This is a genomic window from Massilia soli, from assembly GCF_016809835.1.
In the GTDB taxonomy this organism is placed as follows: Bacteria; Pseudomonadota; Gammaproteobacteria; order Burkholderiales; family Burkholderiaceae_D; genus Telluria_A; species Telluria_A soli.
This window is the reverse complement of record NZ_JAFBIL020000007.1, coordinates 266,996-286,189: the sequence shown is the minus strand read 5'-3', so window position 1 is coordinate 286,189 and position 19,194 is coordinate 266,996. Positions and strand designations below refer to the sequence as shown.

Annotated in this window: 13 protein-coding genes; 2 read left to right on the top strand and 11 right to left on the bottom strand. The window is 66.2% G+C overall.

Annotated features, from left to right (window positions below):
• Positions 1-81 precede the first annotated feature (81 nt).
• The 9 genes from I4X03_RS18510 to I4X03_RS18470 form a co-directional block, all read right to left on the bottom strand.
• Entirely contained in the window at positions 82-3,198 is a 3,117-nt protein-coding gene (locus tag I4X03_RS18510) for an efflux RND transporter permease subunit (RefSeq protein ID WP_223469728.1), read from the bottom strand.
• On the bottom strand, positions 3,195-4,346 hold the full coding sequence (locus I4X03_RS18505; RefSeq protein WP_223469727.1) for an efflux RND transporter periplasmic adaptor subunit: 1,152 nt from the start codon (positions 4,344-4,346) through the stop codon (positions 3,195-3,197). Before I4X03_RS18505 ends, I4X03_RS18510 begins: the two co-directional genes overlap by 4 nt.
• An 11-nt stretch (positions 4,347-4,357) precedes the next feature.
• Positions 4,358-5,755, bottom strand: a complete 1,398-nt coding sequence (locus I4X03_RS18500; protein ID WP_223469726.1) for an efflux transporter outer membrane subunit — start codon at positions 5,753-5,755, stop codon at positions 4,358-4,360.
• 499 nt (positions 5,756-6,254) lie between these two features.
• Positions 6,255-7,496 (bottom strand): GGDEF domain-containing protein, encoded by a 1,242-nt coding sequence (locus I4X03_RS18495; RefSeq protein WP_223469725.1) that lies wholly within the window; start codon positions 7,494-7,496, stop codon positions 6,255-6,257.
• Between the two features lie 116 nt (positions 7,497-7,612).
• Complete coding sequence (locus tag I4X03_RS18490) at positions 7,613-8,977, bottom strand: hybrid sensor histidine kinase/response regulator (protein ID WP_223469724.1); 1,365 nt, start codon at positions 8,975-8,977, stop codon at positions 7,613-7,615.
• Between the two features lie 90 nt (positions 8,978-9,067).
• On the bottom strand, positions 9,068-9,808 hold the full coding sequence (locus tag I4X03_RS18485) for a 2OG-Fe dioxygenase family protein (protein ID WP_223469723.1): 741 nt from the start codon (positions 9,806-9,808) through the stop codon (positions 9,068-9,070).
• Positions 9,809-9,851: 43 nt separating this feature from the next.
• Positions 9,852-11,897 (bottom strand): TonB-dependent receptor, encoded by a 2,046-nt coding sequence (locus tag I4X03_RS18480; protein ID WP_223469722.1) that lies wholly within the window; start codon positions 11,895-11,897, stop codon positions 9,852-9,854.
• Positions 11,894-12,379: a DUF6702 family protein gene (locus I4X03_RS18475; protein WP_223469721.1), complete on the bottom strand. Its 486-nt coding sequence runs from the start codon at positions 12,377-12,379 to the stop codon at positions 11,894-11,896. Before I4X03_RS18475 ends, I4X03_RS18480 begins: the two co-directional genes overlap by 4 nt.
• Before the next feature lie 9 nt (positions 12,380-12,388).
• On the bottom strand, positions 12,389-14,776 hold the full coding sequence (locus I4X03_RS18470) for a M1 family metallopeptidase (RefSeq protein WP_223469720.1): 2,388 nt from the start codon (positions 14,774-14,776) through the stop codon (positions 12,389-12,391).
• A gap of 144 nt (positions 14,777-14,920) precedes the next feature.
• Between I4X03_RS18470 and I4X03_RS18465 the strand changes: the two genes are divergently transcribed.
• Positions 14,921-17,143 carry a CHASE domain-containing sensor histidine kinase gene (locus I4X03_RS18465; RefSeq protein WP_223469719.1) on the top strand — a complete coding sequence of 741 codons (2,223 nt, stop codon included), beginning with the start codon at positions 14,921-14,923 and terminating at the stop codon, positions 17,141-17,143.
• Here I4X03_RS18465 and I4X03_RS18460 read toward each other — a convergent pair.
• Together I4X03_RS18460 and I4X03_RS18455 are read right to left on the bottom strand one after the other, a co-directional pair.
• A complete protein-coding gene (locus I4X03_RS18460; protein WP_223469718.1) occupies positions 17,140-17,538 on the bottom strand; it encodes a DUF2750 domain-containing protein in 399 nt (132 codons plus the stop codon). The two genes, I4X03_RS18465 and I4X03_RS18460, sit on opposite strands and share 4 nt — an antisense overlap.
• 17 nt (positions 17,539-17,555) lie before the next feature.
• Positions 17,556-18,398: a phytanoyl-CoA dioxygenase family protein gene (locus I4X03_RS18455; RefSeq protein WP_223469717.1), complete on the bottom strand. Its 843-nt coding sequence runs from the start codon at positions 18,396-18,398 to the stop codon at positions 17,556-17,558.
• Positions 18,399-18,554: 156 nt separating this feature from the next.
• Between I4X03_RS18455 and I4X03_RS18450 the strand changes: the two genes are divergently transcribed.
• Positions 18,555-19,142 (top strand): PEP-CTERM sorting domain-containing protein, encoded by a 588-nt coding sequence (locus I4X03_RS18450; RefSeq protein ID WP_223469716.1) that lies wholly within the window; start codon positions 18,555-18,557, stop codon positions 19,140-19,142.
• The last annotated feature ends 52 nt before the right edge of the window (positions 19,143-19,194 follow it).

Here is a 19,194-nt window from a genome sequence, read left to right as displayed (position 1 = left end):
CGGCTCGCGCCGGCGTTTTTTTTCTGGTGTTGGGCGGCTGACGCGCTTGGCGCCGTGGTTGCGCGGACCCGGACTGCGTCCTTATCCGCCCTGCGAGGCGGCGGTGGTCGCGCCGGATTTTTTCCGCGACCGCATCTTCGCCATGCCGCGCTTGAGCAGATGCTCGAGATCGTCGATGTAGGTAAACACCGCCGGCACGACCAGCAAACTCAGCAGAGTCGAGGTGATCAGTCCGCCAATCACCGCCACCGCCATCGGCGAGCGGAAGCTCGGGTCGGCGCCCCAGCCCAGCGCCAGCGGCATCATGCCGGCGCCCATCGCGATGGTGGTCATGATGATCGGCCGGCTGCGCTTGTGGCACGCGTCCACCAGCGCATCGAAGCGGTTCATGCCCGCCTCGCGTGCCAGAATCGCGTAATCGACCAGCAGGATCGAGTTCTTGGTCACGATCCCCATCAGCATGATCAGGCCAATCATGGTCGGCATCGACAGCGCTTTCCCCGTCAACAGCAGCAGCACGAAGGCGCCGCCAATCGACAGCGGCAGCGCGGCGAGGATCGTGATCGGCTGCATGAAGTCCTTGAACAGCAGCACCAGCACGCCGTAGATGCACAGCACGCCGATCGCCATCGCCACGCCGAAGCTGGCGAACAGGTTGGCCATCTCCTGGGCGTCGCCCAGCTCCGCCACGGTGACCGACGGCGGCAGGCTGTTCATGGACGGCAGCGCACGCGCTTCGGCATTGACTTCGCCCAGCGAGCGGCCCGACAGCTCGACGTCGAGCGTGACGTTGCGGCTGCGGTTCAGGCGGTCGATCTGCGCCGGCCCGCTTTCCATCGTCACCGTCGCGACGTTGGCCAGCATGACGGGGCCGCTGGTGCCCGGTACGTTCAGCCGTTCGATGGCCGACAGGTCGGCACGCACGGCGTCCGGCAGCTTGACCCGGATCGGTACCTGGCGCTCGGACAGGTTCATCTTGGTCAGCGCGAGGTCGTAATCGCCCGCGGTGGCCACCCGCACCGTTTCGCCGATCGCCGCGGCGGTCACGCCCAGGTCGGCGGCGCGCGCGAAGTCGGGCCGCACGATAATCTCCGGTCGCACCAGCGAGGCGCTGGAGCTGACATTGCCGATGCCCTTGAGCGTGCGCAGTTCCCGTTCCACGCGCTGCGCCGCGGCCGTCAGCGCCACCGGGTCTTCGCTCTGCAGTACCAGCTGCATCTTGACGCCGGTGTCGGCCGGGCCGACATTGAAACGGGCGCCCGGAATCTGGTCCAGGCGTGCCCGGATCGCCGACTCCAGCTGGTCCATCGATTCGTCGCGGTCATCGCGGTGCACGGTGGTCAGGGTCAGCACGGCGCGGCGCGCTTCCGCCGCGGCGCCCGGCGCAAAAGCGTCGCCGCTGGAGCCGCCGCCGATCGAACTGAACACGCCGGTCACGCCTGTTACCTGCATCGCTGCCAGGCGCGCCTGCTCGGCCACCACGCGCGTCTCGGCCAGCGTCGAGCCGGGCGGCAGTTCGAGGTTGATCATGGTCTGGGCACGGTCCGCCGGCGGCACGAAGCCGGTCGGCAGCAGCGGCACCAGCATCAGCGAGCCGATGAAGAACAGGCCCGATGCGATCGCGGTGGCAAGCCGGTGCCGCAGGCACCACTTCATCGCGCGCAGGTAGCGCTGCATGATCCAGCCATCCTTTTCCTCGGCGTGTTTGGCCGGCTTGAGGATATAGGCGGCCATCATCGGGGTCAGCAAGCGCGCCACCACCAGCGAGGCCAGGATCGCCAGCACGGCGGTCCAGCCGAACTGCTTGAAGAACAGGCCGGGAATGCCGCCCATGAACGCGGTGGGCAGGAAAACGGCCACCAGCGCAAACGTGGTGGCGATCACCGCCATGCCGATTTCGTCAGCCGCCTCCATCGCCGCTTCCATCGGCGACTTACCCATGCGCAGATGGCGCGAGATGTTCTCGATTTCGACGATGGCGTCGTCCACCAGCACGCCGACCACCAGGGCCAGCGACAGCAGGGTCACGGTGTTGAGCGTGTAGCCGAACCAGTACTGGCCGAGGAAGGCCGGGATCACCGACAGCGGCAGGGCCGCGGCGGCGACCAGGGTGGCGCGCCAGTCGCGCAGGAACCACCATACCACCAGCACCGCCAGCAGCGCGCCTTCATACAGCAGCTCCATCGAGCCCTCGAAGTTCTCCGCCACCGGCTGTGCGTTGTCGATCACCTGCTTGAGCTCCACGTTGCGGTGCTCTTCGCCCAGTTTGGCGATGGCCTCGCGCACGCCCTCGGCCACCGCGATCTCGCTGGCGCCCTTGGTGCGGAATATCTCGACACCGACGACCCGCTTGCCATTGTATTCGGCCACCGCGCGCGGCTCGGCCACGGTGTCGGTGACGGTGGCGATCTGCTCGAGCCGCACATGGCGCCCGTCGGCCAGTGGAATATCCAGCGCGGCCAGTTGCGCCGCCGTTTTCACCGTCGCGATGGTGCGCACCGATTGTTCGGCGCCGCTGACATCGCCGCGCCCGCCCGGTTCTTCGCGCTGCACCAGCCGCAGGCGCCGCGAGACATCGATGGCCGACACCCGCAGCGCGGCCATGCGCGCCTGGTCCAGCTCGACCCGCACTTCGCGCGAGACGCCGCCGACCCGCTTGACCGAGCCGACACCCGGCACGCTCAGCAGGCGCTTGGCCACGGTATTGTCGACAAACCAGCTGAGCTCCTGCGCATCGAGCGGCACGCCGCCCTGGCCCGGCGCCGCGGCGGCGACCAAGGTCAGCACCACGCGGCCGGCGGTAGACGCCTTGGTCACGGCCGGATCGCGCATTTCCGCCGGCAAGTCGGCCTTGACGCGCGAGACGGCGTCGCGCACCTCGTTGACCGCTTCCGAGATGTTCTTCTCGAGGATGAACTCCACGGTGATGTTGGCCACCCCGTCGAGTACCTTGGTGTAGATGTTCTTGACGCCTTGCAGCGTGGCGACCGAATCCTCGATCTTGCGCGCCACTTCGGTTTCAAGCTGCGCCGGCGCCGCGCCTTCCAGCGTGGCGGTGACGGTGACGATCGGCAGTTCGATGTCGGGGAAATCCTGCACGGCGTTGGCGCGGTAGGCCAGCAGGCCGGCCAGCGTCAGCAGCACGAACAGCATGATCGCCGGGACCGGGTTCTTGATCGATAGGGAGGAGAAGTTCATTGCTTACCCGCGGCTTGGGCGGCCTGCACATTGCGTACCAGGTCGCCATCGTTCAGGAAGCCGGCTCCGCTGACGACGATTTGCGCATCCGGCGCCAGGCCTTCGGTCACTTCGATGCGGTCGCCCAGGCGGCGCCCGGTCTTGACCTTCAGCTGGCTGACCCGGTTATCCGGCTTGAGCGTGAACACATACGAAAAGCCGTCGCGCACCGCCACGGCCTGCTGCGGTACCGTCATTGCCTGCGACGTGCCAAGCTCGAACTGGCCGCTGGCGAACATGCCGGCCTTGAATGGTGCGGACGAACCCATCGCGGGCGGCAGGTCGACGTAGACCAGCGCCGAACGGGTCTGGGCATCGACGGTCGGCGCGATCATGCGCACGCGGCCCGTCAGCTCGCTGCCGTTGGCGGCGACCACGCGCGCCGCGATGCCTGGCTTGATGCGGGTCAGTTCCGTGGCCGTCACCTCGGCGCGCCATTCGAGGCGGCCCTGGCGGATCATGCGGAACAACTCGGTGCCTACGCCGACCACCGAGCCGACCGTGGCGGTGCGTGCCGAGATGACGCCGCTGTCGGGCGCCACCACCTGCGTGTACTTCAGGCGCAGCTGCTGCGCCGCCACGCTGGCGCGCGCCGCGGCGATACGCGCGTTGGCGGTTTGCTCGGCGGTGATGTACTGGTTGATCTGCTGGGCCGACAGCGCGCCGGAGTTCTGCAGGCTGCGGGCACGCTCGGCGTTGGCCGCGGCGTCGGCGGCGCTGGCCTGCGCTTCGAGCAGCGCGGCGCGCGCCTGGGCCACGTCGGCGTTGACGGCGTCCGGCGAGAACACGGCCAGCACTTCGCCCTTCTTGACCACGTCGCCGACGTTGACGCGTACCTCGGTCAGGCGCAGGCCGCCCGACTCGCTGCCGATCACCGCTTCCTGCCAGGCCACGACGTTGCCGGTCGCCGCCAGTTTGATCGGCAGGCTGGCGCTTGACGGCCGCGCGGTGGTGACGGTCAGCGCCGGTTTCGGCGCTGCCGCCCTGGCGTCGGCGGCCTGGTCGCTGTCCGGGCTGCCGGTCATGCTGTAGGCGATCAAGCCGAGCACGATAACGGCGGCGACGGTGAGGGCGATCTTCGCCGCGGGAGTGAGTTTGAGGTTTTTCATGGGGCCTTGAATCAGGTAGTCGGTTCGGTTTGCGCGGCGCCGGTCCAGCCGCCGCCGGTGGCGCGGTACAGCGCGATCCATGCGGCGTTGCGCTCGCGTTGCAGTGCGATGACGGCGTTTTCAGCGGCCAGCCGGGTGCGGCGCGCGTCTTCCAGTTCGAGCAGGCTGCCAAAGCCGCCCTTGTAGCGGTCTTCGGCGGCCACGAAAGCGGCGCGGTAGCCGTCCAGCGCGGTCTGGGCGTCGCTGGTGCGCGCCGCCGCGCTGTCCAGGCGTACCAGCGCTTCCTCGACCTCGCGCACGGCCTGGCGTGCGGTGGCGCGGTAGCGCACCACCGCGTCGTCGTAATTGGCGCGCGCCGCGGCGACATTGGCGCGGCGGGTGCCGGCATCGAAGATCGGCACGGTCAGGGCCAGCGGCCCGATCGTCCATGCGGTCAGTTCGGTGTTTTCGCCGCCGCTGCGGAAATTGGCCGCGCCGACCATGCCCTGCAGCGACAGGCGCGGATAACGTTGCGCCTGCGCGCTGCCGACCTCGAAACTGGCGGCGGCGACGTCGCGTTCGGCCGCATATACGTCGGGGCGCTGCGCCAGCACCTGCGCGGGCAGGGCGGCGATGGCGATTGGCGCCGGTTCCGCCGGCCGCGACGCGGCCAGCCGCTTGCGCAGTTCAGGCTCCGCAACGGCCGTCAGCGCCACCAGCGCCTTGACCTCGATGTCGCATTGGGCGCGCTGCTGGGTGGCGCGGTTGCTGGCGTCCGCTGCGCTGGCACGCGCCAGCGCGGCGTTGGCCGGGGCCTGGAAGCCTGCTTCGGCGGCCATGCTGGTCAGGCGCGCGCTGTCGCGCCGCGAGACCGCGTCCTGGCTGGCGACGTTCAGCAGCTGCTCGCAGGCGCGCAGGCTGTAATACTGGTTGGCGGTTTCGGCGGCGACCGCCACGCGGGCGTCGTGCCATTGCGCGCCGGCGCCGAGCAGGCGCTCGCCGGCGGCATTGCGGCCGGCGCGGCGCGCGCCGAACACGTCGATTTCCCAGGCCGTCTGTACGCCCAGTTGCGAGGTGGTCCCGCTTGGCATCGCGCTTTGCTGGCTGGCGCGGTTGACGCTGGCGAAGCCGTCCAGCGACGGCAGCAGCGCGGCGCCGGCCGCTGTGCGCTGCGCGCGCGCGCTGGCGATGCGCGCCGCGGCTGCGGAAATGGTCGGACTGGCTTGCTGGCTGGCGTTGACCAGCTCGACCAGCAGCGGGTCGCCGTGGCTGGACCACCAATGCGCCAGGTCGGCCACGCTGCCGTTATGGGCCAGCGGAGCCTGCCAGGCGGGTGGCAGCGGTGCATCTACTTTGGAAGGGGGAGGAGCCAGCGCGCAGGCGCCCAGCAGCAGCGGCGCGGCGGCCGAGGTAAACCATCGCATCATCATATTGGATCAACGTTTCGTTTTAGCTCAATTGCACGAAGTATATCGTTGGATGATGAAAAGTGCCTGCCTGCTAGCTGGCCGGACCAGGCGCGGAGCCTTGTTAAAACTGCAAGGGGAGGGAGGCGCGGGGCGGGATGCGGCTGTTGCGGGCGGCGGAAACAGGGTATACAGTATTTTTACTGTATTGCGGTGCACCATTTCAGCGACTATATTGGACTTGTCTCCTCCAATCTTCGCATTGGATTATCGCCCGCCCGCCGAACTGGCCTGCGGGCGTTTTTTTTGGGCGATGTCACCGCTTCGGCAATGCAGGCCAACGTCGCCCCTGCGAAGGCAGGGGCCCATACGCAACATGCCGAGTATGGACCCCTGCCTTCGCAGGGGCGACGTTGGTAGCCGACCGGGGTCTCGCGGTTCCAGCATCCCTGGTATGGGTGCCCGCCTTGCGCGGGCACGACGGGACGGCGGTAACGGCGACCTAGCGTTTTTTTGTGCCTGGTCAGGCCGGATGCAGCTGCTTGACTTGCGCGCCGGAAGGCCCCGGCACGGAGATGGTCTCGACCATGCCCTGTTCGATGGCGCGGCCGAAGTCCGTTTCGAGCGCGGCCATGGCCGCGTCGTGGTCGCCGGAGAGTCCGGCCACCGCCACGGCGCGGTTGCGCCCTTGCTGCTTGGCCAGGTGGAGCGCCTTGTCGGCCAGGCTGACGACTTTTTGCCAGTCGAATGTAAACTCCGGAATCCCGGCGAACGGCAGGTGGGCCAGGCCGACACTGATGGTGACAGGGATCGAATGGCCGTCGACCTGCACGGGCGTCGAGCCCACCGCTCCCATGACGCGCTCCAGCATTTTGCGCATCTGCTGCGGGTGGGCGTCAGGCGAGAACACCAGGAACTCCTCGCCGCCCCAGCGCACCAGCATGTCGGAATCGCGCACCACCTTGTGCAGGCGGCGGCCGATTTCGGCCAGCACCGCGTCGCCCACGTCGTGGCCGAGGCGGTCGTTGACCAGCCTGAAATGATCGATGTTGATCAGCGAGATGCAGTCGGTGGCAGTCCGGTTGAGCGGCATCGACTCGGCCCGGTCGGCCATTTTATCGACGAAGGCGCGGCGGTTCTGCAGGCGCGTCAGCGGATCGCGCCGCGCCTGGTCGTTCAGCACGCGGTCCAGTTGCGCCAGCCGCTCGCTCTTGTCCTGCGAGCGCCGGTACATGATGAATGCCGCCCCGGCGAGGGCGGCAGCGGCCACCGCCGCCAAGGTCGTGGCCAGCAGGCGCAGGCGCTGCGCGCGCGGCATCGTGGCGGCAGCGCGGGAGCCGCCCGGCTGTGCGCCGTGCAGGCCCGGCGCGCGCGCCGGCGTGGTGCCGAAGGCGGGTACGCCAAGTGCGGGCTTGCCGACCGCGCGCACTTCCGACGGCGCCCCCGGCGTTCCCTGCGCGGCGGCAGCGGCGGCGAGGGCCGCGGCGGCGTTCATCGCGCCGGGCGCCGCACAGCCGGTCACGCGCGCTTCGATGTTTTCCAGTTCGCGGCGCAGCAGGGGCGAGGCATCCGGCGGCAGCGACAGGCGCACCATCGCGATGCGGCGTGCCGCTTCGGTGTCGGCATGGGCGGTCATGGCGCGGATCGCCTTCAGTTCGGCGAGCGCGCTCGCTTCGTTGGCCAGCGCGACCGGCGGCGCGATGAGCAGGGCGGCGATCAGGCCGGGAACGGCGCGTCGGCGCAGGGGGGCTGGATATTTGAGCATCGTGAGACGGGCGTCTGGCCCCGTATTGTCAAATCAAAACCCCGTCACATTAGCGCAATTTTCAGTGCTTGTGGGAATCATTTAACTGCAAGTTAGACTTTTATCAGGACGGCCGGTTATACGGCGTTGTGGAACTCGCGCGTTGGGATGGTGAGTGTGAAGGTGCTGCCGTGGCCGAATTCGCTGGTGAGGGTCAGCTTGCCGCCCAACAGGCTGGCCAGGTTCTGGCACAGGTAGAGCCCGAGCCCGGCGCCCTCGACGTTGCGGGTCGAGGTCGAATCGAGCTGCGAGAACGCCTGGAACAGCTTGGCCTGGTCTTCCGGGCGGATGCCGCTGCCGGTGTCCTGCACCGAGATAACGGTTACCGAGCCGCCATCGCCTGCGCGCTGCGACAGCGCGAGCCTGATCGTGCCCTGTTCGGTGAATTTGATGGCGTTGTTGACCAGGTTGATGACAATCTGGGTCAGCGCGCGCCGGTCCGAGGCGATCACCAGCGGCGTTTCCGGCAGGTCGAGCACCAGCGCCAGTCCTTTTTGCGAGGCCAGCGGGCGCAGCGAATCGGCGGTTTCGCTGAGCAGGTTCTGGCAGTGCACGCGCTCGGCGGCCAGCGTCACCTTGCCCGACTCGATCTTGGCCACGTCGAGGATGTCGTTAATGAGCGAGAGCAGGTGGCGCGCGCTGGTGCGGATCGTGTTGAGCTGCTTGTCCTGGTCGAAGGTCAGCGGACCGGCAAGCTTCATCAGCAGCGCGCCGGTAAACCCGATGATGGCGTTGAGCGGAGTGCGCAGCTCGTGCGACATATTGGCGATGAAGGCAGACTTCATGCGGCTCGCTTCGGCCAGTTCGAGGTTCTTGCCGGCGATCTCGCGGTTGGTGTTTTCCAGCGCGGCGGCGTGGTGCGCCAGCCGCATGTTCAGTTCGATGACCTGGCGTTCGCGCGCCTGCAGTTCGCCGTTGACGTGCACGGCCTGCTCGTAGGTCGAGATCAGCAGGTCGAGGATCTGCTGGCGGCCTGCGTTGATGAAGTGCTTCTGCTCGCCCAGGTACAGCGCCACCCCGGTTTCCACATTCGCGTCGCGGCGCAGCAGCTGGTTGGCCAGCATCTGGCTGATGCGGGCCAACAGGTACTCGTCGGCGTAGGGCTTGCGCACAAAATTGTCGGCGCCGCACTCGATGCCGCGGATGATATCCCGGGCGTCGTTGAGCGCGGTGACCAGGATTACCGGAATGTCCAGCAGTTGCGCATCGGTCTTGATGGCGCGGCACAGGTCATAGCCGTTCATTTCGGGCATGATGATGTCCGACAGGACCAGGTGCGGCTTGCGCTCGCGGATCGCTTCCAGCGCCAGCCGGCCATTGGCCGCGACCCGCACGCCGTAGGCGCGCGACTCGATCAGGCGGCGCAGGCGTTCGGCCTGGGTCGGGCTGTCCTCGACGATCAGGATCTCGAACTGCTGCTGTGTGTCTTGCGTTGATTCCAAAAACCGCTCCTTGCTGCGCGCTTCGCCTGTCAAGACTATCCCACAGTGCGCCAATGGTAAAGATGAAATTGCGTGACAAGTAAAGTCACATTACGGCGCGTGCTCGCCCTGGAAGCCGGCGGCGCGCCACGTCAGCACCAGCGTATCGCGATGGCCGTTGGCGCCATCGGGCTGGATCGGCGTCGACTCGTGAATGACCCGCGCATCGTCGAGCAGCAGCAGCGTCCATGGCTCCAGCATCGTGAAGCGCTTGCCGTTCGGGCCCTCGGCCTCGAACAGGCGCGTCTCGCCGCCCTTGATATGGCTGCGGCCCACCAGCAGCACGGCGACAAAGTCGACCCCGTCGCGGTGCGCGCCTTCCGGGGTCGGGCGGCCGATGCCTTCGAGCGTATCGATGCGGAACTGGTGCGCTTCCACGTGCCAGCGGTGCACCCCTGCCGCCCAGGAGCACACTTCGCCCAGGCTGCGCAGCAGGCGCTGCCAGCCCGGCTGGGCGACGGTCGACGGTTCAATCGGCTCGAACAAACGGTGCATGCCGCCATGGAGCGCGTTGTATTCGACCGGCTGCCAGTGAGCGCGGTGCGGCGCTTGCGCGATCTTGTCGCCGTCCTGGATGAAGCAGGAGTGACGCCGGCGCCGGTAGCGGCCCGCGTCCTTCAGGTAGTTGTCGAGTTCTAGGTGGTCCCAGCTGGGCGCCAGCGCAGCCAGGTCTGCGGGTTCGCAGCCCGCCAGCGCGCAGACGTCGCGCGGGTGCAGGACAGCGTAGCCGTCGTCTTTCAACGCGGCGGACAGCCGCGCGGGATCGGTATAGGGTGGTTCAACATGGTTCATGGCGCAAGCCTACCATTTTTCGCGCCTTCAGGCGAAGCCGTGCCTACCACTGCAGGATGGCGGAGAGGCGGAAATTGCGCGGTTCGAGCGGATGGAAGTGGACGTCGTCCCGTGCCTGGCTTTCGCCCGGCAAGCGCGAAGAATAGTAGTACGAAATCGCCGCATCGCGCCGGTCCAGCAGGTTGAAGCCTTCCAGCTCCAGACGCAGGCGGCTGTCGACGCGGTAGCCGATGCGCCCATTCAGGGTGGCGCCGCCGCCGCGGCGCACGCTGTTGTCCTCGACCAGCGGGCGCGGGCCGGCATAGCGCAGGTTGGCCGAGCCGGACCACGCGCCGCGGCGGCTTACGGTGACGCCAAGCTGGCCCACGCCTTCGACGGCGCCGGCGATATGCGCCTGCCCTGGCGCCGCGCCGCGCGAGCGCGCATGCGCGTAGGCCAGGTCCAGGTCGATCGACAGCCACTTCACTGGCTTGTACGAGTTCGACACCTCGACGCCGTGGCGCACGCTCGGCAGTCCGGCTTCGGTGGCGCCGGCGTCGCCCAGGTAAGTCAGCTCGGAGTCGAACGCCAGCCGGTACACCGCCACGCCGGTCTGCAAGGACTGCACCGGCTCGATGCGCAAACCCGCTTCGATGCCGCGCGAGCGCACCAGGCCGGGCGCGGGCTGGACGGCATCGCCGCTGGCCGGGTCGAACGCCGCTGTGGTGCCGCGCGCATCGTTGCTGTGAAAGCCGGTGCCCATGTTGAAATACAGTTCAGCCGTGCTGGCCGGGGCCAGCACGATGCTGAGCGAGGGGCTGGCGAGATGGTCGCGCACGGCGCCGGAGTTCGCGGCGCGGTCGCTGCCTACCTTGAAACGGTAGTGATCGCTGCGCAGCCCCGCGGTCGTGCGCAGCATCGGGTTCCATTGGGTGGACGCTTCAATGAACATACCGGCGCTGCTTTCGACGACATGGTCTTCGCGCGTCGCCGACAAGCGCCTGCGTTCGCGCGTGTTGAGCAAGCCGTTGAAGATATTGTCGTTCTGGAGCTGGACGCCGGCGGTGATGTCGGTCGCGCGCCGCGCGCCATGCAGGTGCCAGCTGTGCGTCGCATTGAGCCCGCTGGTGACGCGCCGGTCCGGCTGGGCGAACTGGTCGCCGTTGACCGGATCGTTCAGGAAGTAGGTGAAGTTCGAATACAGGTCGGTGCGATTGCGGATGACGAAGGCATTGACCTTGGACGCCGAGTCGGTGGCGGTGCGCCGCCAGGTGCCGGACACGCTATAGCGCTGCGCGTCGCCGCCGTCGCTTGCATCGACCGTGTCGAAGCGGCCGATCGTCCCGGCATCGACGGCGCGCTGCGGAATCTGGTCGCTCGCATTCCAGCGGCCCCGGTAGGCCATCGCCGCGACGCTGAAGCCGTTGTTGGCGTAGCCCCGGCTGTAACGCAGCACGGCGTTGACCTTGCGGTAGTCTTCCGGGGTGGTAAATGGGCCGTCCTTGTGCAGCAGTTCCAGCGCGTACAGCAGGTTGCCGCCGAATGCTTCGGGCGACGCCGCCGTCATGGCGCGGCGGTAGCCGTGCTGCCCCGCGGCGATACTGGCGATACTGCGCGCCAGCCGGTTGGCGTAAATGACCGACGCGCTGCCGGCCGATGCGAAGTCGCCTTCGCGTGCCGAGTACGGCCCCTTTTTGTAATCGAGGCGGGCCGCCAGTTCGGGCATCAGGAAATTAAGGTCGGTCCAGCCCTGGCCATGCGCATGGCTGCGCTGGTTGACCGGCATATCGTCGACCGTGGTGCGCAGGTCGGTCCCGTGGTCGAGGTTAAAGCCGCGCAGGAAAAACTGGTTGGCCTTGCCCTCGCCGCTGTGCTGGGTCACCAGCACGCCGGGCGCCGCTTCCAGCAATTCGCCGGGACGGTAGACGGTGCGCGCTTCGAGCTGCTGGCGCGAGACGCTGCCGGCGCTGGCCGAGTCAAGCCGTCCCAAGCCGCTGTCGCGCGCGCCGTGAATTAGTACCGCCGGCAGCATCGGGTCGGCGTAGGCTGGGACCTGGCAGCACCAGGCGCCGATGGCCGCCGCCAGCAGCCGCGTTCGCAGCCGGTTCATGGATTCTGGCGGACGCTGTCGCGCTGGAAGGTAAGCGAGCGCACCACCCCGCCCGGCGCGATATTGACGGTGTTGACCTGGCCGGGCAGGAAGTCGATCAGCACTTCATCGTGGATGGCGGCGATCTTGTCGAACGGCGTGCCCTCGGCCTCCTGATAGATGATCACGCTTTGCGGGTCGACGGTGACGCCGACCCAGCGCAGCGGCAGGCGCGTTTTGTCGGGCGCGAGCAAATAGAAGCGCTGTTCGAGGTACTTGCGCAGGATTGCCTCATCCTCGGGATCCTGCAGGTCGAACTGGCGCTGGTACAGGTTCGACAGCAGCGCTTCGACATCGTGCAGCATGTAGGTGTGGACGATCTCGGTGCTACCGGTGCGGGCGTTGAACGACATGTCGGTGATGCCGGCGTGGTAGCGGTGCGCGTGCGCCGCCGCGCTGATGCAGACCAGCGCGGCGGCGGCGAGGAACTTCAGGCGATGCAAGGCGATGGCTTACTCCCCGGCCTTCTCGGGCGCGGCCGCCTTGTCCTGCTCCTTGGCCTTGGCCTTCAATGGCGTGTTGAAGTCCTTCATCATGTCGCCCTCGCCGCGCTTGGTCTTGAACAGCTCCAGGCGCGACGGGGTGACCTTGCGCGGCCAGCTGTTGTTGGACACGTCGATGTCGGCCGTCTCCCAGTAAGGGTCCTGGGTCAGGCCGACCATCGGCTCGTCGGTGACGATCAGCTTGGTGATCTTCTTCGACGACATGCGCCACACTTCGGCAGGAATGCGCTCGATGGTCTTCTTGCCGCTCTTGAGCTCCACTTCGAGCACCAGCGGGGTGACCAGTCCGCCGACGTTGGTGAAGTCGACCAGGTACAGGTGCTTGCCCTGCGCAAGCAGCGCCTTTTCCCAGTCTTCCAGCGATTCCATCGTTTCGTTGTACTTGTTACGGTCCTTGTTGGTGACCGTGAAGTCGTCGTTCTCGTTATAGAAGTCCTTCAGCTCCGGCTGCGCATCGACGCGGCGCGGCATGCCCTTGTTGCGCTGGGCAGTCACCGATACCGGCTCTTCGGCGCGGCGCGCGCGCTGCAGGGCCTTCTCGGTATCCGGATTTTTGCTGCTGATGCCGTACTCGGTGATGCCGTCGACGCTGACGTCGACCGCGTCGGTGGTGTAGAACCAGCCGCGCCAGAACCAGTCGAGGTCGGTGCCCGACGCGTCTTCCATGGTGCGGAAGAAGTCCGCCGGGGTAGGGCGCTTGAACTTCCAGCGCTGCGCATATTCGCGGAACGCGAAGTCGAACAGCTCGCGGCCCAGCACCGTTTCGCGCAGTACGTTAAGCGCGGCGGCCGGCTTCGAATAGGCGTTGTTCCCGAACTGGAGCAGCGACTCCGAGTTGGTCATGATCGGCACCTGGTTGCGGCTGCGCATGTAGTCGACGATGGCGCGCGGCTCGCCGCGCGACTGCGGATAGTTCTCTTCCCACGCCTGCTGCGCCATGTACTGCACGAAGGTGTTGAGGCCCTCGTCCATCCAGGTCCACTGGCGCTCATCGGAGTTGATGATCATCGGGTAGTAGTTGTGGCCCACTTCATGGATGATGACGCCGATCAGGCCATACTTGGTGCGCTTCGAATACGTGAGCTCGCCGGTCTTCTTGTCCTTGGTCGGACGCGGTCCGTTAAACGAGATCATCGGGTATTCCATGCCGCCCACCGGGCCGTTGACCGAAATCGCAGCCGGGTACGGGTAGTCCAGCGAGTACTTGTTGTACTGCTCGATGGTATGGATGATCGCCTGGGTCGAATACTTCTCCCACAGCGGGTTGCCTTCCTTCGGGTAGTACGACATCGCCATCGTGTTGGTGCCGCCCTTCTTGTAGCCCTGGGCGTCCCAGATGAACTTGCGGCTGGTGGCAAACGCGAAGTCGCGCACGTTCCTGGCCTTGAAGTGCCAGGTCTTGGTGTCGGTGGCGCGGCGCTTCTCGGCCGCCTCGGCTTCCTTCTGGGTGACGATGATCACCGGCTTATCCGAGGTGCGCGCGCGTTCGAGGCGGTCGCGCTGGGTTGCCGTGAGCACCGCGCCAGGGTTCTGCAGCTCGCCGGTGGAGGCGACGATGTGGTCGCTCGGGACCGTCAGCTGGACGTCGTAGTCGCCAAATTCGAGCGTGAACTCGCCGGCGCCAAGGAACTGCTTGTGCTGCCAGCCGTAGACGTCGTAGTAGGCCGCCATGCGCGGGAACCAGTGCGCGATCTCGAACAGGTCGTTCTTGTCGTCGTCGAATTTTTCGTAGCCGGTGCGGCCGCCCATCACCTTCGCTTCATTGATGTTGTAGCTGAAGTCGATGTTGAAGGTAAAGCGCGAGCCCGGCTTCATCGGCTGCGGCAAGTCGATCCGCATCATGGTCTTGTTGATCGTGTACTTCAAAGGCTGGCCGGACGAGGTCTTGACGGCGCCGATCTTGAAGCCGCCATCGAAGGTGCGGCTTTCCAGGATGCTGCGCATGCCTTCGAACTTCATGCCTTCTTCTTCGCCGCGCGCCTTGGCCCAGGCGTCGCGCGAGGCGACTGTGGCGGTGGTGCGGGCGTCCGATTGCGGATGGAAGATGTTCTGGTCCAGCTGGATCCACAGGTAGGGCAGGCTGTCCGGCGAATTGTTGTGGTAGGTGATGGTCTCGGTGGCCGAGATCGCGCGGTTCGCTTCGTCGAGGCGGGCGCGGATGGTGTAGTCGGCGCGCTGCTGCCAGTAGGCGTGGCCGGGCGCGCCCGAGGCGTTGCGGATGGTGTTCGGCGTCGGCAGTACTTCTTCCAGTTGTCGGAACTTGTCGTCGAACGGTTCCGCCGCGATCGCGGACATGGCAAGGAACAGCGCCGCAACGCCGATTGGCAAACGTCTCATAGTGACCCGTTGTTGTTTTGGAAAAGGGAAGCTGCATTCTAATCGTTACTTTTGGGATTGTTTTGCCGGATGTGTAAAAAACCTGAAACATGAAGCCAGCCCGGCGGTATGATGGTCCGACCGCAATTCGGGAGGTAAATACGCATGCAACAGCGGCTGACGCGCACCTACGGCTACCTCGCGTTCGCGCTCGGAATTTGCCTGACCATCTGGACCTGCCTCCTGGTCAGCAACGCGCAGGACGCCCGCATCCGCAACAACTTCCAGCGTGATGCCGACAAGGTCGCGAACGACACCCAGGTGCGCCTGCAAACCTACTTCGACATGCTGATGAGCCTGAAGGGCATGTTCGCCGTCAACGACCAGGTCACGCGCAGCCAGTTCGCCCAGTTCATCGGCGAACTCAATCTGGCCGAGCGTTATCCCGGCTTCCAGGCGATCCAGTTCGTCCGCTACGTACCGGGCGCCGCGATCGGCAGCTTCGAGGAATCTGTGCGGCGCGACACCTCGCTGGTCGCGCGCGGCTATCCCGACTTCAAGGTGGCGCCGGCGCCCGGACGCGATGATCACTACATCATCGATTACAACGAACCGATGGCCGGCAATGAAATTGCCTTTGGGCTGGACCTTGCCACCTTGCCGCCCCACCTGGCCGCGCTGGAGCTCGGCCGCGACACCGGCATGATCGTGGCGACCGAGCCGATCGCCCTGATCCAGATGGCCAACGGCGGCGCCGGGTTCGTCGCACGCACGCCGGTGTACCGCCAGCGCATGCCGCTCAATACCGTGGCCCAGCGCCGCGAGGCGCTGGTCGGCATGCTCGCCATCGTCGTCAGGGTCAACCACCTGATGCGTGAAGTGATCGACCCGGCGCTGGCGGCCCACCTGGCGGTGCGCGTTCACGATGCCGGCATCGGCGGCAAGGCTGCGGGCCGGACGCTGATCTACGACAGTCGCGTGGCGGGAAATCCCCCTTTGCCTGGGCTGGCATGGGAGACCACGATCGAGGTGCAGCCGCGCCAATGGGTGATGAGCTTTAGCGCCATCAACGGCGCCCGCTACAGCCGCAACGCCACCGACATGATCCTGGTCGCCACGGCGGGCTTCATCATCAGCGCGCTGGTGGCGGCGCTGATGATCGCATCGCGCCGCAGCCGCAACCTGGCGCATCGGCTCAGCACCTCGCTCGATGAACAGCGCGCCTTCCAGGACAGCGCCAGCGTCGGCATCGCCTTGTTCTCCGGCGGGATCATCTTGCGCTGCAACCGCGGCATGGAGGAAATCATGGGTTACGCGCCGGGAGAGCTCAGCAATCAGCGCACCCGGATCCTGGTGGGCGGCGGCCCCAGCCCGTTTTCGGGGCGTGCGAAGCATTCCCGCGCCGAGCTGGAGGCGGAGCTGGTGCGCAAGGACGGCGAGAAAATCTGGTGCCTGATCAACGGCAAGGCGCTGGACGGAGCGGACCTGGCCGGTGGCGGCGTCTGGGTGGTGCAGGACATCAGCGACCGCAAACGTACCGAGGCGACCTTGAAGCAGGCCGAGTCGGACCTGATCACATCCGAAAAAATGGCATCGCTGGGCGCGCTGGTGGCCGGCATCGCGCACGAACTGAACACCCCGATCGGCAACAGCCTGCTGACGGCCACCGCGCTGTCGGATATGGCGGCCGAATTCGAGGCCCGCTACGCCGAGGGTGGCTTGAAGCGCTCGTCGCTGGAAGCGCACCTGGCCGATACCAAGCTGGCGTGCGGGATCATGGCCAGCTCGCTGCGCCGCGCGGCCGACCTGATTACCTCGTTCAAGCAGGTGGCGGTCGACCAGACCAGCGACCAGCGCCGCCGCTTCGACCTGTGCGACGTGGTGCGCGACACGCTGGCGACGTACTCGGCGCAGTTCAAGCGCGCCAGCTGCGATGCCGAGATCGACGTCTGCGCGACGCTGGTGATGGATTCGTATCCGGGCAGCGTCGGGCAGGTGCTGTCGAACCTGATCAACAACGCGCTGCTGCATGCCTTCGACGGCGACAGTGCGGCGCGCGTCACGGTGCGGGTGCATCCGGTCGGCGACGAGCAGGTGCTGATCCTGTTCGCCGACAATGGCGTGGGCATGCCGGCGCGGGTGATGCACCAGGTATTCGATCCCTTCTTCACCACCAAGATGGGGCAGGGCGGCACCGGCCTGGGCATGAATATCGTCTACAACATCGTGACCGGCATGCTGGGCGGGACCGTGGAGGTCGACTCGGCCCCGGGCAAAGGAACCACGGTGACGATCCGGGTGCCGAAACGGGCGCCGGACCGCGGCGTGACGCCTGCCGGGTATGAAAAGGTGCAGCCGCGCTTCGCGGCCGAAACGCACGGACGCTAGTACTTCGTCAGTGCCTCTTCGAGGTCTTCTCCCAGCTTCGCCGCTTCCACCAGCACGCCGCTCATCGCCGCGGTCGGGAAAACGATCGCATTGACTGCCTGGGCCGACATGGCCGGCAGCCAGTCGTCGGCAAAGTCAAACACGTCGATTGCGGCAGGCGTGCCGTCTGCCCATTCGCCGGCCGCACAGGCGAGCGCGTACGCGGGATGGGGCCACACCGGCATTCCTTCGGCGCCGGCGTCATCGCAGGCGGACACCCATCCCTCTTCGGTGCGCAGGCCGTAGACGACCTGGGTGTCGGCGATGCGGGCGATGAAGTGCTGGTAGCGCTGCGGTCCGTCCAGCGCGCTCACGGCGTCGTGCTGCTGGGGCGAGAGTTCGTATGGCGTCGTCATATCGATGGCGGTGTCGGTTACGGCAGGAAGCCGCGCGCAGGCAGGGTGCTGTCGCGCTGGATCCAGTTGTGCGGGGAATAGGCGGTGCGCGCGTCGGTCACGTGCAAGGTGTAGGCGTGGCGCGACACCGGCGAGCGGTTCGGGGCGCTGTAGTGGGGCAGCAGGCCGTGGAAGCATACCAGGCTGCCAGCCTTCGCTTCGAGCGGCACCGCCACGCTGTCGTCGGGCCACGGGGTGGCGTCGAGCTGCTCCATGCGGATGTCGTCGCCATGGCGCAGGAAGCGCTCGCGCAGCGGGCCCAGGTGGCCGCCCGGTTCGACCCACAGGCAGCCGTTATCGACGGTCGCGTCTTCCAGCGCGAACCAGAAGGTGGTGACGCTGATCGGATCGGTGTCGAAGAAGGTGGCGTCCTGGTGCCAGCGCACCTCGCCGCCGATGCCGGGCTGCTTGAATATATACATGGACTGCCAGATTTGCGGTTTGGCCAGGCCAAGCCCGCGCGCGACCGCATCCAGCGCAGGGCCGCGCGAAAAGGCGTCGAACACCGGGTCGAGGTCGTGCATCGCATGGCCGATCTTGTTGATCGACAGCGCCTTGGCCTGGCGCAGCTGGCCGGCCGCATCGAAGGCTTCTTCCTCGAAAAAGCAGCGGACCGTGTTGTCCGAGCCGAGGAACCAGGCGTCGGTGGCCGTGGTCTGGTTCTGCGTGGTGAAAATCGACCGGCTCTGGCCGGGATCGAAGGCCTCGACAATCTGGCCGGCACGTTCGCGCAGCCGGGCGATGTCGTCTGCGCTCTTAAATCCCGGGATAACAAGATAGCCGTCGCGCTGGAATTGTGCGCGTTGTTCTAGGAGTAACATTAGTTGCTTTCGAATGTCGGAACTTCTTACACTTCAGAATTTATTTTTCTCGATTATTTCATAACTCTTTGATTTTAAACAAGCTGAAACAGCTGGCACGGTTCCTGCTATACCACCCGTAGGAACACTCCTACAATAATGCCACAAGGAAAAAATATGAAAATCGTCCAAAAACTGACCTTCGCCTTACTGACCATGTTCGCCCTGGGTACCGCAAGCGCCACGCCAATCGCGTTCGACATGACCGTCGGCGGCGAAGTAGCGCCTCCTGTATCGCTGAGCGCCAACAATCTGAGCCACAAGTATGATCACAGCTTCCTCAACATCACGAACCCATTCGCTGTCGGCATCGACACCATCACCGGCGGTACCCTGACCATCACTCTGGACGATACCGGCAACTCATCGAGCGTTGAAAACTTCAAGTTCCTGTTCGGCGGCCAGACCTATGCCGGCAGCAACGTGCCAAACAGTGGTTCGGACTACATCATCCAACTGCAACAAGCGGCCATCGACAGCATTAACGCAAGCGGTTTCCTGAGCATCGAGATCCTCACCACCTCGCTCAGCGCCAACAGCAACACGTTCGGCACCTTCCGCCTGAAGGCATCGAGCCTGCAGATCGTCGGGACCCGTGGCGAAGTCGTCCTGCCACCAACCGAAGGCGAAGTTCCTGAGCCACTGAGCATCGCCCTGATGGGCCTGGGCCTGGCTGGCTTGACCGCAGCGCGCCGCCGCAAGTAATCCACTGTACTGCAATGCAAAAGGCCCGCGCAAGCGGGCCTTTTGCTTTTCC

Coding starts and splice junctions, on each gene's coding strand:
- I4X03_RS18485 (WP_223469723.1), bottom strand. CDS start 9,808: ATGAACCATGTTGAACCACCCTATACCGATCCCGCGCGGCTGTCCGCC.
- I4X03_RS18450 (WP_223469716.1), top strand. CDS start 18,555: ATGAAAATCGTCCAAAAACTGACCTTCGCCTTACTGACCATGTTCGCC.
- I4X03_RS18505 (WP_223469727.1), bottom strand. CDS start 4,346: ATGAAAAACCTCAAACTCACTCCCGCGGCGAAGATCGCCCTCACCGTC.
- I4X03_RS18470 (WP_223469720.1), bottom strand. CDS start 14,776: ATGAGACGTTTGCCAATCGGCGTTGCGGCGCTGTTCCTTGCCATGTCC.
- I4X03_RS18455 (WP_223469717.1), bottom strand. CDS start 18,398: ATGTTACTCCTAGAACAACGCGCACAATTCCAGCGCGACGGCTATCTT.
- I4X03_RS18460 (WP_223469718.1), bottom strand. CDS start 17,538: ATGACGACGCCATACGAACTCTCGCCCCAGCAGCACGACGCCGTGAGC.
- I4X03_RS18495 (WP_223469725.1), bottom strand. CDS start 7,496: ATGCTCAAATATCCAGCCCCCCTGCGCCGACGCGCCGTTCCCGGCCTG.
- I4X03_RS18465 (WP_223469719.1), top strand. CDS start 14,921: ATGCAACAGCGGCTGACGCGCACCTACGGCTACCTCGCGTTCGCGCTC.
- I4X03_RS18510 (WP_223469728.1), bottom strand. CDS start 3,198: ATGAACTTCTCCTCCCTATCGATCAAGAACCCGGTCCCGGCGATCATG.
- I4X03_RS18500 (WP_223469726.1), bottom strand. CDS start 5,755: ATGATGATGCGATGGTTTACCTCGGCCGCCGCGCCGCTGCTGCTGGGC.
- I4X03_RS18480 (WP_223469722.1), bottom strand. CDS start 11,897: ATGAACCGGCTGCGAACGCGGCTGCTGGCGGCGGCCATCGGCGCCTGG.